Raw genomic sequence first — 15,922 nt, forward strand, 5'->3', positions numbered from 1 at the left:
GAGCCGGTGTCTACAGTACACGCAAACCCAACGCAGAATCTACTCGGAGACCGAAGTTTTGAGCCGCGGCTGCGACGGCTTTGATCTCTTGTCATAGGGTTCACCCAGTCGTTTGGCGATCAGGTTCATGCCCTTGGCCAGATGTTTTTCGACCATGCTGACACTGATACCCATCTCTTGCGCGATGTCCGCAGGTAACATCTCCTTCAGGCGCCTGAGTTTGACGACGCGACGGCATTTAGGAGGCAGCGCCTCAATGGCGTTAAGGATGATCTGACGACGCTCGGCCGCTGACAGAAGTTCATGCGCATCCGGCTCGTCCGATGCCTGATCGACCGCCTCAAGGTTGGCCATCAGCTCTATGGGGACAATGCGTGCGCGTTCAAATTTTCGCCAGGCCAGATATTTTACGGCCTTGGTCACATAAGCTCGCGGATGCTCAACCTTTCGCCAGTTGTCGTCTCGCACAAGGCTCAGATAGGCGTCCTGAAGGATCTCCCGCGCGGTTTCCCGGTTGCCCGTGATGCGCGAAGCCACACGCATCAATACCCCCTCATGCGGCAATAGGTTGGTGGCAAACCAGCGGTCGATGTCGCGATACCAGGGCTTGGTCTTGACTCGATTCAGAGCCCTGGCGTCGAGTCCCAGATAAAAGTAACGACCAGAAACGCTCAGCACCTCGGCACAACGCATCAGCTCGACCGGACCGATGCGCCGTCTGCCCGCCTCAATGGCAATAAGATCTGTAACCGGCACACCAAGTAGCTCGGCCAGCCGTGCCTCCGACATTTGCAGGAAAAGACGCCTGGCGCGCAGACGCTGGCCTATATGAACCTCAATGGGATTGAGCGTCTCGGTCATCGTAAAACCCCCGAGGCTCCAATGGGCGGTACGTCCCCGCCTAGGGAAGCCTCTTCGATCCTGGAGATCGGGAAGTTCGAAAACCGCACAAAGCACGGTCCCTGTGATGGGGTGGACGCCCCATCCCACCGTTAGTGGTAATCTGGGCGAAGGTCCATTTGCAAAGGATACTTGTCATGAGCGAAGTTGTCACCGTAGGCGTTGATATCGCGAAGAACGTTTTCCATGTTCATGCCGTAGATGCGGCCGGGCGACTGGTTTTGCAGAAACAACTCCGGCGCAGCAAGGTCGTAGAATTCTTCTCGAATCTAGCGCCCTGCCGTGTAGCGATGGAGGCGTGCGGTAGTGCGCACTTTTGGGCACGGGAAATCTCAAAGTTTGGCCACGCCGTACAGTTGATCCCGCCTGCCTACGTGAAACCCTTCGTGAAGCGGCAAAAAAATGATGCTGTTGATGCCGAAGCCATATGTGAAGCTGCGCAGCGACCAAACATGAGATTTGTTCCAATCAAGAGTGAAGACCAGCAAGGCAATGCCTTGGTATTTCGGGCGCGAGACCTGCTGACACGCCAACGCATTCAAATCATCAACTCCCTACGCAGCCATATGGCAGAGTTTGGTATTGTCGTAGGACAAGGCCCCGCACAGTTACCTGAATTGCTGTTGCACATCACCGAGCCTGATAGTGGCCTCCCGGAATGTGCAAAGCCTGTGCTTCAGGTGTTAGTCGACACATTGGCGGCGCTTCAGGCACAGATCAAAGGTCTTGACGAAGAAATTAACCGGCGGGCTCGCGAGGATGAAATGGCTCGCCGGTTGGCAACGGTTCCGGGAGTGGGCCCGATAACCGCCACGGCGCTTGTGGCACTAGCTCCCAACGCCGCCAACTTTCGCCGAGCGCGAGACTTTGCTGCCTGGCTCGGGCTGACACCTCTGGAACATTCAACGGGCGGAAAACAGCGGCTCGGCGCCACCTCAAAAATGGGGGAAAGAACCCTCAGACGCCTGCTAATTCTTGGCGCATGCGCAACAGTCCAGCACCGCGCTAAGCACCTGTCAAAAGACACCTGGTTGGGCAAGATGCTCGCCAGAAAGCCCAGAATGCTAGTGATCGTCGCACTCGCCAACAAAATGGCGCGCATCGTTTGGGCACTGATCGTGAAGGGCGGAAATTATAGAGTTTCGGAAGCTGTGGCGTAACGTTTCGGCTTCCGGAAAACGCGAGAAAGGTCAGAGGAAGGTATGGCGCAATAGTCGAGAGACGGGATCGGAAAGCCAGATAAAGGCTGAGCGTCTTATGAACGCGCCCCTGTGATTAGGCTCCGATCCGCGAACTCCCATACGGGCCGGCGACATCTTGATGGTCGCGTTAGAGGCCGGACAGATGACCGCACCGACTACCGGCTGATACCTACCGAAAAAATTTCTTGCGTTTCAAGGGGCGTCCACAGAAGCCTTTAGCCGGGGCCTGTTGCATACGCCACAGGCTTCCCGACCACATAGGTCAAGGAGGCGTGTCGGAATGGCCGACATCAAACCATCTTTGTGAGGGGTTTCGACGCCCCGGCGCTGCACGTACAACGCCAAGAATGAGTGTACATTATACCCTTAAGGATTGCCAGTCCCTATCCGGATGAACCCGGGTTGAAGGCGCGGTATGCGCGTTGGCTCTCGGGGCTATCTTCGTGCGCTTGCGTCGTTAGGGTTTATCGAGCCGCCTGCCTCAGAAAAGCAAACGGATGCCGCTCGAAATGCGAGGGCATCCGTCAAGCTATCACAGGGTCCCGTGAGGGCGTTCGGGGGGGAACAGAACCCGACAGCCCTAGAATACTGCACCCGAGAGGGTTTTGTGACCAGCGGTTGATTATCACACTTTCGTTAACTTTGATGGGTCGTCACCCTGTCGCCGCAAAAGATATGCGGGCGACCACATGACCATGTAGTCATCAACCCCGCGCCTCACGGCTAGCTTCATCTGCGTACTCAGATCCGAAAGGAAGAACGCGATGAAAACGGTTAAGTCCCTTCCCCTCGCCGGCATGTTTGCGCTGGCTCTCGTCTGGTCCTCCGGACCCAGTAACGCGCAAGTCCCCGTACAAGAGCTCGAATTCAAGATCAAAACCGGGGGTGATGATCTCCGAGACGGTGCCCTTCTCTTCGGTCAGGTCATTCTGCCCAACGGCAGTGAACAACCGCGGTTTCGGATAAACCTGCGTAATGGTCGCCCTGTCGCTTTGCAAAATGGCACGGAGACCGTGTTCCGGGTCAACCTCCCAGCGCCCATTCCAGCCGCGGATTTCGCCAAAGCAAAGTTTGTCCTTACCCATGACGGCGAGCCCCGAAACTTTGGCGAGGGCTACGATAACTGGGACCTGCAGGGCTTCAGCGTTTCGACCGTGCCCACCTGCAAAGGCGGTGAGACAGTCACCGAAACCCCAGCGGCAACCTCGTGGGCTCGCTTCACCGGTGCGGATACCGATCGTATCTTCCCCGTCGTGGTCGCAGGGTCACAAAAAAATGACACCCCCAATGCCCTGGTCCTAAAAATTACCACGGGCGAGGATGATCGACGCAGCAACGCCGATACCAAGGCCTTTCTGACCCTGAAAGGTGGCAAACGTCTTCCGGCGGTTTTCGTAACCGGCACCACAGGGGCTCTGCCCTGGGTGACCCTGCCTCTTCCGGAGAAAACCAAACTGGCAGACGTGGAGAGCCTGACCATTATTCATAACGGCGCCGGCGGCCGCACAGTAACTGAAAGCTATGACAACTGGGACGTAAAACGCCTGTCGCTTGCCCTACCTGTGGTGTGCAAAAGCACTCAGTTTCTATCCGTGAACGGAGCCCCGTGGAAGCGCTTCACGGGAAGCGATCGCAACGCCACCATCCCCATGGGCACGAGAGAGACGATTGTGCCCAAACCGATTGTCGGGGGCTCCGTATCCTTTGAAGGCGGCGGCTTCTAGAGCGATGTGCGGAAACGGAGTTCGGCGAAGCCAAATGTGTGACCGGTTTACCGCAAAAACATCGCGACAAAACAAAAATTTAGAGCGAAATGGCGGTTCCATTTAAAGTCATGCCGCTCTCAACCAAACAGGCCGACGGCTTGAGCGGGTTTTACTTCAATCGGAGTGAAGCCCGCTTGAGCACGTTTTAAAACCAACCTCTTCAAGGACGCCTTTGCGCGTCATCACTTCGGAGCAGGCAACGAAATATGGCTTTCTAACGCGAGAACAGACCGAGCTTAGACGCGATGAAAACCGCCTCTTTGGCACTGGAGACCCGCAAAGCCGCATAGATCCGTCGTATATGCCACCTCACCGCATCAATCGACACCTCCATCTGATCCGCCACGGCCTGGTAGGAGTGCCCCTGAGACAAGAGCTTCAGGACCGTGACCTGCTTCTGACTTAAGGCGCCGGCCAGGGGCGCATCGTCATCCGTCTCCCGTGCGCGGGCCCGCAGAAGACCAAGAACATAGGCTGCAAGAGGGGGGGAAAAAACAGCCCCGTGTCGACAAGCCTGTTCAAGGCTCGAAAGCAGTCTCAGAGGCTCTGCGTCTTTCAGAAGATATCCATCTGCCCCAGCCCGAATGGCTTTAAGCAAGGTCGGATGATCCTCATACACGGTGAGCATAACTGCCCGCGCTTGAGGATAGCACGTAACCAGCCCCTTCAGCGCCTCAATACCGTTCGCTTTTGGCAGATCGATATCGAGGAGCACTAAATCCCAAGGCAAGGGTAAACCGGCTTCACACCTCTCTTCGACGCGCGCCATAAATGGCTCAGCCGCACCAAAGGTATCCGCAACACGGAGGGCCTCGCTCGTGTGCGCCAGAAGACAAAGGGCGTTGCGGAAGGTAAAGTTGTCTTCGACAACGCAAATCTTAAATCGCTGAGTGGTCATGCGCTTAACCAGGATGAGCCCTTAGTCGAGCAGGGAAATCGCAGCGTAAGAATAGTTCCGTTATGCGGGCTTGACACTACCGTCAATGCGGCGCCGATGCGCTCAGCACGGAGTTTCATGTTGGAAAGACCGCTGCCACCGGATTGCGTCAGCGGGTCAAAACCACAACCGTCATCGGCAATCTCAAGGAGCCAGTGCTTTTCTGTGACCACATAGTCCGCCCTGACCCGAAGCGTCTTGGCCTTCGCATGGCGTTGCGCATTATGCAAAGCTTCAAGGTAAATCAACGACACCTGACGCTCAATGGAGGCCTCAACCTGGGGTGCGGCTTCCAATCCCTTCAGTTCAAAAAACACCTCAGGCGGCGCGTCTGGAAACATGCGGCGCGCCTGTTCGCGAAGCTGAAAACAAAATGCAGCCCCGTCGCTTCCAGGGCGAAGTAGGGTCTGGCCCAGAAGCCTCACCGCCGCCCCCGTCTTTTGAGCCAGAGCAATCATCTCGTGCAGATGTGCGCGTCTAAGCTCTGCACTCGCCTCGCGTTCAGCGACCGTGCCCAAAAGTGAAATACTGTTCAGGTTCGAACCAAGCTCGTCATGGAGATCCATCGCGATCGACAATCTCTGACGTTCGAGAATGAGCAAATGGCGTGTGCGCAGGACGTGGGCGCCGAAAAGAAGCCCCAGAAGAAGGATGAAGTAAAAAGCGAGGGCCAGTGGGCTGCGCCACAATGGGGCTGCGACCGTGAAGGGAAGCGTTGTGCTCGCCGTCCAGTTTTTCTGATCGGCACTTGCCTGGATTTCAAGCGCATGATCCCCCGCTGGAGGCCGCAAAAGCTGGATCCTGTTTTCACTGCCGCCATAGACCCACGGATCACGCGCCGATAACCGATATCGATAGAGAACATCCTGTGCATCAAGAAAGGACATGGCGGAGAAGGTAACCGTCATGAGCCGCTCATCCGCTCGCATACGCACCGGCGCCTCTAGATTCACAGGCATGCCGTCAACACCCACCTCTGTAAACAAAGGCGGTGCCGGCCTCAGCTCTTTGCGCCGGGCAGATAACGGAATGAAAAAAATGCCATTGTTCCCCGCCACCCACAGGTCACCAGCCGGCGTTTCGACCACATCCTCGGCACTGCCAGGCGCAAGACCATGGCGCACGCCAAGCGTCTCGCGAACCGTCCACCCCTCGCGGCATCTCGTACACGGCTCTATTCGCTTGGCAACACCACTCCCGGAAACCCAGAAGCCTCCAGATGGGCTTGCCCTTATGTGATCGGGATCCTGCATGCCAAGAAGCTGATTTCCTGGGAGGGGCTTCAGCGCATCCCCAGCGACCTCATAAACACCAGATGTCATCGCCTGAGACAGGCTGATTGCAAGTATCCAGACCCGTCTGTCTGGTAAAATCGCAATATCTTTTAGTCGAAGCCCCGGTGGCACCTTCACGCAATCACGATCTTTAAATTCAGGGCTGAAGCGACAGAGTTTGGCGCCGTTCATAGCCCAGATGAAACCGGATGACGTGGTTGCCAGCCTATCCACCCCTTCTCCATCCAGATCGCCACGCCATCTCGCCCTCTGGCCTGAGCGTGCAACCTCAAAAATCCCGCCCTCGCCGGCCAGAAGGGTGCGGCCATCGCCAAGCTGATGGCAGTCCTCAAGGGCTCCAACCGGATCAAGCGTGCGCGCCTGTGTATCTTTTTTAAACCGGCCCTCCTCCGGCACAGGCCCTGACCAAAGCCTGTCCTCTGCACTGACGCAATAATGTCCATTGGGTCCGGCTAAGGGCTGCATGGTTTTGGAGTGAAGAGAAAAGCGCGCCGCCGACCACTGCCAGCCCGTCGCCCACACCTGACTTTGTCCAAGGCTTAGCCTGTAAAAATGCGAATAGGCGAGCCCCTCACCCTGGTCCCACTGCAAGGTGTCCGGTTCCGGAATCTGAACAAGGTCAACAAAGGTACCCATCCAAAGGCTACCCTCCCGGTCAACTAACAGAGGGCCACCACTGACAAAGCGACCCGCCCCCCCTCTAATGCGCAAGCGCCCATCCGAACGAAAGGCAATAAGCTTTGAGTCTAGTGACACCCATAAGGTGTCCCCGCGCGATGCAATGCCCAGCACGCGGCCATCTGGTCTTAGAAAGCGACGAGCCCCGGTCTCGCTCAGCCGCCAGGCATAATCATACCTCTGGCTCTGCGCACCACCAAAAACCCAGTACATGCCTTTATGCGCGAAGGCATGTGTTAAACCCGTTCGCCTTAGACGAAGACGCGGGGCGGCCTCCCGGTGGCTATAGGTATAGAAACCGTCAGGCGTAATAAGGCCAATCTCATCGCCAAGCGCGAAAAGCCGCGCGCTTGACACGCCCCTTGGGCCCTTGACTCTATACCATTGACCCTTGCTTCGTACGGATAGACCCGAATCCGAAAAAGTCCACACATCGCCACTTCTTGAAACCACGAAGGATCGTACAGTCGGTGCATCAGATGCCCCCGACGATGCGAGGAAGGTCAGTCCACGCCGTTCAACCCTGAAAATCCGCCCCTCGAGCGTTCGACCCCAGACCCGCCCATCCGGCCCGGTCAAGAGCGACATCACGGCAAAGGAGGTGTCAAACGCGTGGAACCTTACGCCATCATAGCGATAGAGGCCACCACCCCCGCCAACCCAGATTACGCCATCACCATCCTGCGCAAGCGCCGAGGTCTCATTATTGCTTAAGCCCTGTTCGGTATTAAAATGGCGAGCGAAAAAAGATTGAGCGCATACCCCAGATGTCAGCAAAGCGGAAATCGCAAGGCACGAGATCGCGAAAATGATGGTCCGAGCGAGCCACGCCGCACCCACCGTAACTTCATACCAAAGGCGCAGGCCAGTTGCCCGAAGCCTCATCCCCATTGCCTTCAAAGCCCCATCCCAACTGCCGTCAGTCTAGCAACGCACTCGGGGCCTATCCATCAGAATGTTAGGCTTCCCTAACGCCCACGGACGGAAAGCCAAAAAATCTTGTTTCGAATGGCTCCCCTACACGCCGCGCTGAATGCCTCATCGGGATATGGTCAGCACGGGTTGCTGCGGATTCATTAGCCAGTCGCGAATGCGGACAAAATCGACCTGAAGCGCATTGTTGTTCAGGTTGGCATCGCTACTGCAAGCCGTTGTATCGGCGCCTGTGTAGTCAATCCACACCCTCAACGGGTCGCTGGTTGAGGCGCGCAACGCCCCGTCGTCAGGGGCCATTCTCACGCCGCGGTGAAACAGGCCAAGACCCGGCACAGGCGTGCCATCTGTGGGCGCCACTTTAAGTTCTGCGATCACGCGACCTCGTACCGTCGGGGTGAAGCCGTTTGGCGGCGTCGGCAGCGAACGAAGTCCCGGAGAGGCGATCCTCAGCTTAGCCCCCGGATTGGCCTGGAACTGACCTTGCGGGCCCTGTCTCAGATTACGCACATCAATCTGGACATCAAAATCCGCACGTGTCAGGTCGCGCCCGATAAACGCTCTCGTCTTCTCAAGCCGGATCTCAGTGACCGCAAGATCCGGCGCGCACTGCGCCTTGGCGGTCAGAGGAGCAATGAAGGCCAGTGACAGGGTGGATACAAAAGTGAGGCGGCGCCAGATAGCGCTTTCAAGGCGGACAGCACGCATGTTGAGGTCCCAAATTGTGTAGAGGGTAGAGGAAAGCACAGGCTCTGTTTACGAGTGACGACGGAGAAAGAGCTCGGCTGGTAGGCCTCGCTCAACGCACATAGAAAGGCGAAACGCTAAAAGGCACGACATCGAGCGTGAGGCCGGTCCTGTTCTGGTCGAACCTGACCCCAATGGGACTTGTGTTGGCAAGCTGAAGGCGCTCACAGGTCATGGGGGTACGAACGGTAATCCGCTTAAGGGACCACTCATCAGGCGACTTGATTAGGATATTGCCCGGGTCTGGCCGAAAATCGAAAAGTAGCGCGCTCCAATAGCGGAAAGGACCTACCGGTGAACGCATCTGAACAGACTTCGTCCAGGTCTGCCCGCCTCCCGTACCAACCGTGGCGCCCTGGATGGAAATGCGTTCCGAGATGGGATCATTACTGCCATTCTTCATGATAGAGACCTCAGCGCGCGACCCAGCACGCATGTCGTCATCCGTCTCGAATTCGATGACAATCGTCTGGATGACGCTATCGTCCCTGTTTTCAAAGGGCACGCCGTAAACGGGCTGCCCATGATTGAGCTTAATTACCGGCGCGCCCCTCTTTTCCAGCAGAATGCGACCCCCACTGCACGCCTCCGCCGATGCGCTTATGGCAAGCTGTGTGGCATCATAACCGTCCGTCGGTCCTCTTGGGCGACCATCCCATTGAATATCAAATCGAGCGCCTCTGAGCTGTGCCACCGTCATGGGCGCCGAGAGAGGGAAAACGCCCCGATATTTCGCCCGCTCAGAAATGCCTTGCCCCTGATTTATAATGAACGGCGTTCCGCGTTGACCATTACCCAACACCAGGGTCGCGGTGATCTTGGAGGCGCCGCGCACATCATCCGATAACGCACTCAGATCGAAATCTATGCTCTTGATCACCGCGGCAGGCTCAGTGCGAACCTGAGCCTGGGCAAGGCTCATCGGAAATAGAAAAAGGCCGAAAAAGGCGACCGACAGACCGAAACGTTTCATCGCAAACCTCGCTTGATAGGCCGAGGCTAGTTGGCATGCGCCACTTTACAACTACATGATCATGCGCGTCACAGAACAGATTTCAGGAGGGCTCGGAAAACCAGACTTTACAGCGGAAGACCCATTTGTGCGAAGAGCGCATCTCGGTTCGATAAACCAAGGCCGCAACCACTAGCTGAACAAAGCCTCAACATCAGCGTCTGATAACATCTCAACCGCCTGAGCATCCTCGCTGAACAAAGCATCCGCCAACCCCTTCTTGCGCGCCTTCATCTCGTCCATCTTATCCTCAATCGTACCCTCGGCACACAGCCGATAAACAAAGACAGGTTTGTCTTGTCCAATGCGATAGGCGCGATCTATGGCCTGAGCTTCAACGGCAGGGTTCCACCACGGGTCATAAAGGATAACCGTATCGGCGCTTGTCAGATTAAGCCCGGTTCCCCCCGCTTTCAGACTGATAAGAAAGATTGGGGTCTCGCCTGACTGAAACGCATCGACCTCCTCTTTGCGGTTTTGCGTTTTCCCGGTTAGCAACCCATAACTCAACCCGGCCGCTTTGAGGCGCGCGCCAATCAGATCGAGCATGCTCGTAAACTGAGAAAAGATCAGTATGCGCCGTCCCTCTTCCGTCAGTGCACTGACCATCTCCGTCAGGCGTTCAAGTTTGGCGGACGGCGCACCCTCCGCCCCGGGAAGATCAAGCAGCGACGGGTCACAGCAAACCTGGCGAAGCTTCAACAGGGCATCCAGCAAAATGATATGGCTTTTTGCCAGGCCACGCTCCGCAATGGCCTGGCGGACCTTTTTGTGCAAGCTCAGCCGGATCGTGTCGTAAAGATCGCGCTGCTTCCCCTGCAATGAAATGCGCTCGATGATTTCCGATTTCGGCGGGAGCTCGCGGGCGACGTCCGTCTTGGTCCGGCGCAGCAGAAAGGGACGCACGCGTCTCACAAGCAGCCTCTGAACTGAAACGTTAGACGCCTTTTCGATGGGATTACGAAAATCACGGGTAAAATCGGAATGGGCCCCAAGATATCCCGGGTTTACAAAGTCCATCAACGACCATAGCTCCCCAAGGTGATTTTCTATCGGCGTGCCACTCATACAAAAACGATGGTCCGCCGTAAGCCTGGTGATGAGACGACGCGTGGTCGCCGCCGGATTCTTGATGGCCTGGGCCTCATCCAGAATGAGCGCGTACCAAGACAGTGACTGCAGCCATTCATGATCCCGGGTGATCAGAGGATAGGTCGTCAACAAAAGATCAACCTCTGTCACATCTTCCTGCTGCGCTCTTCGATCCTTGCCATGACGCACCCTTAACCTTAGCTCAGGAGCGAACTTCGCGGCTTCAGCCTGCCAGTTCCCCAACAGACTGGTCGGGGCTACAATTAATGCCGGTCGCGTAAGCCGACCGGCCGCCTTCTCGTTTGCCAGGAAGGCCAGCACCTGCACCGTCTTGCCTAAGCCCATATCATCCGCGAGGATGCCGCCAAGACCTGTCTGTCTTAACGCGTCCAGCCACGCAACGCCCGTTTGCTGGTAAGGTCTGAGGCTCGCCGTAAAGCTTTCCGGAAGGCTGACAGCCGGAAGCGCGTCAGGTGCACAAAGCCCCAGGTACGCTCGTTTCACCGTGTCGATCTGGGTGCTTCCCGACGGCGGCTCCGTATCGAAGTTGATAAGGGCCCGCGAGGCCTTATGAACACGCAATGCCCCCTTCGGTGTCAGGGTGAAGCCGCCCAGTCGCAGCTCGTGTAAGGAGACAATCAGCGGCAAAAGCCGCGTAATCGCGACCGAAAAATACCGTCCTGTCTTGTTCTGAAAAAAATAGCGATGATCAAGCGACGCCATAGCGCGCAAATCATCCAGGTCAACCGCAGGGTTCGAAATCAGATTGGCCAGCAAAGGTGCCAGATCGACCTTTTCCCCGTCCACCTCGATGCCAACATCCAGCTCAAGCCAATCGATGCCCGAACCTTCATTAAACGCAAACTCGAGGTCGCGCGTGATCTTGCCAATCTGAAACGGGAAATCCTTGTCGATCTCAATCTCCACACCCTGAGACTGAATGACGGGCAAGACCTCCTCAAGAAACCCTAGCCACTCCAGATCGTCTTCAAAGGTCAAATGGTGCCCATAGGCCCTGCCAAGCGATGGATAAAGAGAGAGCGCATTCAGGGCATCGCACTTTAAAAGCCCTGTAATCAACGACAACTCCACGTCAAAATGACGCAAGGCTTTTACAATGCGACCGTCCTTGACGGCTTCAACATGGGTCGCCTGATCGTTGGCCAGTGCCCCCCAGGAGGTTCGGATGTTCGCATAGCGAAAGGCCAATTCAATCAGTGGCAAGGTCCGGCGTTGTGCGTAGCCCCCGAGTTTCGCGGTTGTCAGCCGAAGGATGCGTGCAGGTGGCTCTGTGGTTTCAATCGATGGAAGTGGCGGTTTTGGGAGAAACGCTTGCCCAAGAGGTAAGGAGGTTCTCAGAGCCTGCGCCACCTGTAGCGCATGTTCCGGCTCAATGGCCGGGGCGTCCAGCAGTGCGCGCGCCTGCTTCATGCCGAGAGGAAACTCAATCTCGCCAATCTCAGCGGCTTCCGGGTTCACATAAGTGAAAAACTCACCGCCGAAGGCCAGCGCACCTTCCACCGTGAGCTTCGGGTGAAGCTTACGATCCCTGTCCCTAAGCGGCCAGTCAACCCCACCAGGTAAGGGCTCTCCCATGTGCAAAGGGCCAGTATCGAGGTCCTCCCAGTAAAGCCTGCCCGTCGCAACCAAACGCTGCAGCGTGTCGAAGGTCTTTATCTCCAGACCTGTCGTGGAGCTGGAGTGCCAGTAACTCTGCGCTTTTGTATTTAGGAGGATATAGAGCTCCATATCCTCCTGTAAAATATAACCAGGTTTGATACCGCGTTGGGCCCGGTCAAAATTGGCGCGCTCAAGGCGCTTTGAAAACGCGCCCGACTTGTTCTGGCGGGCTGAATTTATATCGACGCAGAGCCTTGAAGGCCCCCGCGGCATGACCACTGGGCGCAGGATGTAGACGATGCGTTGATTGATGGTCGCCGGATAGTTTTCGGGCTGACCCGCCGCGATTAGGCTGCTCAGCCAGGCCTGCGTTTCATAAGGTAACGCGAACAACTCAGAGTCGGGGGCCTCATTCATCGCATCGATCCCCGAAGCCTCTTGCGACTGAAAATAGGCAACCAGTGTGGCCACCACATGCTTGCAGTTGTAACTGACCGGACAACTACACGTCCCCCTTAACGCCGGTGATGGTGCCATTACGGCGCGGAGATTGACCTCAGTCACATAGGGTTTGCGTGCTGTGCCTTTAACGCGTGCCTGGATATAGTGCTCAGACACTTTGGCGATGCGGTCGACCTGATTGTTGAGTGCATAGGCGAGCCCGGCTTCAAACGTTCGCACATCCACCAGCTTTTTTAATGCGCTTATGTAGTTGAAAGTTTCGTTCACCCTGGCCCACCGATACTGAGTCGAGAAAGGACTACGACACTATGGGTGAGCCCGGCGCAGGGCAAGGCTCAGTCCTCAGCAGCGACAATTTTCAGAATCGCGTTAACATCGGCTAGTGAGATGCGTTTCGTCCGACGAGGGATCGGTAACGATTCCAACGGTTTTCCAATCAATTCCCTGGTCCTATTTCAGGGGGCCACTTCACACTTCAGAACGCCCTTCCGGTTGGCTGCCTGCGGAATTGAATCGCAACCAGCGGATGTTCGATTGGCGATGAAGAACAGCGGATTTTAGAGCGCGCGGTCGTTGTTATCGACGGTCCCGGAGTCATGGTATTCAAAAAGAACTGATTTGCGCGATAAGGTGACCTTTCTCGGAGAGTTCATAATGATGATTGCTTTTGCGAAGAAACACTGGATTGCGATTCTGACTGTCGTAGTGGCCGGCGCGCTGTTTGCCCGGCATGGTGGGGATGTGATGAACCAGGTCATCGAAAATCACCGCAAAGCTGAGATGAGCGAGTGGTAAAGCACGGTGCGCCTGGACGTCTCATAATTGCCCCACTTCTCGGTGACCTTCAAAGCCGCGAGAACCTCAAAGGGTTCAATATCAGAGATCGGACGTCGTCCGATTGCGTTTTCCACCTGTGAGCGGAACCAACGCTGTTTAATCAGGGTTGCCGGGGAAAGCCGATCACGCCTGCCTTGGAGGCCGAATAGGCCGAGGGGGGGTTGGGATTGCCTTCCTTGGCGGCGACCGAAGCGACCAGAATGTCGATCTTGCCTAAGATGCCCGCGGACTTTTTGTCGGACGCAGAGACTTCCTCGAGTTTCGAGACATCGAGCGCCACAAAACCAGCCGCGCCGATCTCCTTAGCGGTGGTTTCCAGCAGTTCGGCATTCAGGTCCCGCGGGACGACCTTATTGGGAGCACACGGACATCGAAGACCCGATACTCCCATTGCACAGTGCGGGGACCTGATGGCGATGTCCAGAGCTTAACCGCCGAGCGGTGTTAACGCTAGGGTGCCGTAATGGATGAGCTTAAAGGCAAACGACTTCAGCTAGAATGTGGAATTATCTCGCATCTGACACGCTAGATAATTCTTGACAGACGCCCGACGACACAGGAATTATTACGCATGTCAAATGCGAGATAATTCCGTGCTACACCTCGTCGGCGAGACCATTACACCTAAGCAGGCGCACCTTCAGGCCCATAGGGGCGAACTTATCCAGATCGTCCGCGGTGTCTATGCCTCTGCGGCATCTGATTTGGACCTGGTCATCCGCTCCCATGCGGTCAGGATCGCCCACTACCTTTACCCTACCGCCTACCTGGCATCCGTATCGTCGGTAAACCTGGCCCCGACGTCGGATGGACGCCTGTTCTTGAGCGGACGCCGGAACCAGCGCACCAGACTCAGAACGCTCGAAATCATCCAGAACCAGGCCCCTCCAAGTCCGTCACTGATCGACGTCATCGTTGGTGACGAGATGGGTGAGATCCATGCCAGGGCGTCATCGCCGCGCCAACGCTTCCTCGAAGCCTTCCGCATGAGAAGTGAACATGCCAGCGCCATGACCGGGGACATACGCGCCGCGACCGCCCGGCGACTGAGAGACGAATTCGGTAGCCCCAGCGCGATCGTCGATGCTCTATGGCCTTTGGCGAGGGAAAACGGGTGGCTCAAGGAACTGGAAGGCGCCCAGCGCTACCTGACGGGAATAGACGAAGGCCACCGCCCCGTCAAAAACAAGTCCACGATCAACCTGACCGTTGCCTGGAACAAGAAGCCGATCGGAACGCTTATCCACGATGGCGCCGAATGGCGCTGGAAGCCCTCGTCCGCGAAGGTGCCCCCGCTGATAAGGGATACGCACCCGGGGAGGTTGCCGGCCCTGGTCGAATCGCTCCTACCCGAGGGCTGGCTGGCCCAGGTCCTGGACGCCCGTGACGATCGCGACCTGTTGCGCTCCGGCAAACGCTACATGTCGAACATCGACATCGTCCCGTCATCGGCTGACCTGAACGCGCTGCCCGAAGACGTCCTGCAGTCTCCCCTTGCGGCCCATTCGGACCATGGGCGTTTCACCGGCACTTACCAAGGCCCCGCCAGGGACGATATCGAAAGCACATTTGAACAAAATCTGGCGAGAGTCTTCATCCATGCCCAGACCCCAAGGCTTTCAGGCGTTCAAATCAAGGCGCCGATGTGCCTGACCTCGGCAGGTGAACTCAAGCCCGCCATCGACTTGCCATTCACCCACATCATGAAGCCAGCGGGCACCTCTGGCTTTGAGGGATTGCCCGTCGTCGAATGGCTTTGCCTGGAATTGGGACGAGGGGCCGGTTTCGAACCGCCCGACGCAGCCCTCATTACCATGCCCGAAGGCATGCCACCTGCCCTGCTGGTTGAACGCTTCGATATCCGCAGTTCGAAAGATGACCGCCGCTGGCTGGCAATGGAGGATTTTTGCTCGGTCCTGGATCAGCCCGCCTCCACCAAATATGACGGAACAATCGAAAAGATGGGGCGCGGCCTTCGGCCCCTCTCCACACAGCCAAACGACGACATGAGGACGCTTTTCAAGCGTGCCCTCTTCGCCTGGCTGATTGCCGACGGCGACATGCACTTGAAGAACCTGGCCTTACTGAAGACCGCATACGAAAACGAGCGGCACTTCAGAAGCGTCCGCTTCGCGCCCCTCTATGACGCCGTTACCACGAGGGTTTTTCCGGGCCTCGGACAAGACCGGATGGCGTTGAAGGTTAATGGAAAGGACGACCGCCTGAAGCGTCGTGACTTCATTCAACTGGCCCAGACGCTCGGTATAACCGTTATCGACGCCGACTCCACAATAACCACTCTTATCAAAGCCGTTATCGACACCGCCGGGCTTCTGGAGTTGCCTGACCTGGATTACCCCGCCCAGATAAGAAATCTGAAATCAAAGATACAGGACATTGTAGCTCGAAGAGCCGACGACCTACTGAATGACGCGGATTAG

Annotated in this window: 12 protein-coding genes and 1 pseudogene; 4 read left to right on the forward strand and 9 right to left on the reverse strand. The window is 56.7% G+C overall.

The annotated features are described in order from the left end of the window. Positions 1 to 39: 39 nt before the first annotated feature. Positions 40 to 861 carry a sigma-70 family RNA polymerase sigma factor gene (locus ACK8OE_RS04765; RefSeq protein ID WP_410271612.1) on the reverse strand — a complete coding sequence of 274 codons (822 nt, stop codon included), beginning with the start codon at positions 859 to 861 and terminating at the stop codon, positions 40 to 42. A 176-nt stretch (positions 862 to 1,037) separates the two neighbouring features. Between ACK8OE_RS04765 and ACK8OE_RS04770 the strand changes: the two genes are divergently transcribed. Together ACK8OE_RS04770 and ACK8OE_RS04775 are read left to right on the forward strand one after the other, a co-directional pair. Beyond that, positions 1,038 to 2,060, forward strand: a complete 1,023-nt coding sequence (locus ACK8OE_RS04770; RefSeq protein ID WP_410271613.1) for an IS110 family transposase — start codon at positions 1,038 to 1,040, stop codon at positions 2,058 to 2,060. A gap of 806 nt (positions 2,061 to 2,866) precedes the next feature. Beyond that, a complete protein-coding gene (locus ACK8OE_RS04775) occupies positions 2,867 to 3,826 on the forward strand; it encodes a hypothetical protein (protein ID WP_410271614.1) in 960 nt (319 codons plus the stop codon). 256 nt (positions 3,827 to 4,082) lie between these two features. Here ACK8OE_RS04775 and ACK8OE_RS04780 read toward each other — a convergent pair whose 3' ends face one another. The 6 genes and pseudogenes from ACK8OE_RS04780 to ACK8OE_RS04805 all read right to left on the reverse strand — a co-directional run bounded on the left by ACK8OE_RS04780 (position 4,083) and on the right by ACK8OE_RS04805 (position 12,911). Next, entirely contained in the window at positions 4,083 to 4,766 is a 684-nt protein-coding gene (locus ACK8OE_RS04780) for a response regulator (RefSeq protein WP_410271615.1), read from the reverse strand. Further along, positions 4,763 to 6,736, reverse strand: coding sequence for a sensor histidine kinase (locus tag ACK8OE_RS04785; RefSeq protein ID WP_410272019.1), 1,974 nt, complete (start codon positions 6,734 to 6,736; stop codon positions 4,763 to 4,765). The genes ACK8OE_RS04780 and ACK8OE_RS04785 overlap by 4 nt, the downstream gene beginning before the upstream one ends. A gap of 696 nt (positions 6,737 to 7,432) precedes the next feature. Next, positions 7,433 to 7,669 (reverse strand): annotated as a pseudogene (locus ACK8OE_RS04790) (two-component regulator propeller domain-containing protein); the annotation flags it as partial. Between the two features lie 147 nt (positions 7,670 to 7,816). Next, positions 7,817 to 8,419, reverse strand: coding sequence for a hypothetical protein (locus ACK8OE_RS04795; protein WP_410271616.1), 603 nt, complete (start codon positions 8,417 to 8,419; stop codon positions 7,817 to 7,819). Between the two features lie 91 nt (positions 8,420 to 8,510). Beyond that, positions 8,511 to 9,431 carry a hypothetical protein gene (locus ACK8OE_RS04800; RefSeq protein WP_410271617.1) on the reverse strand — a complete coding sequence of 307 codons (921 nt, stop codon included), beginning with the start codon at positions 9,429 to 9,431 and terminating at the stop codon, positions 8,511 to 8,513. 171 nt (positions 9,432 to 9,602) lie between these two features. Then, a complete protein-coding gene (locus ACK8OE_RS04805) occupies positions 9,603 to 12,911 on the reverse strand; it encodes an SNF2-related protein (protein ID WP_410271618.1) in 3,309 nt (1,102 codons plus the stop codon). A gap of 387 nt (positions 12,912 to 13,298) precedes the next feature. Here ACK8OE_RS04805 and ACK8OE_RS04810 point away from each other — a divergent pair, with 387 nt between their 5' ends. After that, positions 13,299 to 13,439 (forward strand): hypothetical protein, encoded by a 141-nt coding sequence (locus tag ACK8OE_RS04810; protein ID WP_410271619.1) that lies wholly within the window; start codon positions 13,299 to 13,301, stop codon positions 13,437 to 13,439. Here ACK8OE_RS04810 and ACK8OE_RS04815 read toward each other — a convergent pair. Then, a complete protein-coding gene (locus tag ACK8OE_RS04815; protein WP_410271620.1) occupies positions 13,409 to 13,555 on the reverse strand; it encodes a phage integrase central domain-containing protein in 147 nt (48 codons plus the stop codon). The genes ACK8OE_RS04810 and ACK8OE_RS04815 overlap by 31 nt on opposite strands. Before the next feature lie 26 nt (positions 13,556 to 13,581). Continuing rightward, complete coding sequence (locus ACK8OE_RS04820) at positions 13,582 to 13,872, reverse strand: hypothetical protein (RefSeq protein ID WP_410271621.1); 291 nt, start codon at positions 13,870 to 13,872, stop codon at positions 13,582 to 13,584. A gap of 202 nt (positions 13,873 to 14,074) precedes the next feature. On the opposite strand from ACK8OE_RS04820, the gene ACK8OE_RS04825 reads away from it, so the two are divergent. Continuing rightward, positions 14,075 to 15,922, forward strand: coding sequence for a type II toxin-antitoxin system HipA family toxin (locus ACK8OE_RS04825; RefSeq protein WP_410271622.1), 1,848 nt, complete (start codon positions 14,075 to 14,077; stop codon positions 15,920 to 15,922).

This window comes from Asticcacaulis sp. W401b, assembly GCF_046503825.1.
Taxonomy (GTDB): Bacteria; Pseudomonadota; Alphaproteobacteria; order Caulobacterales; family Caulobacteraceae; genus Asticcacaulis.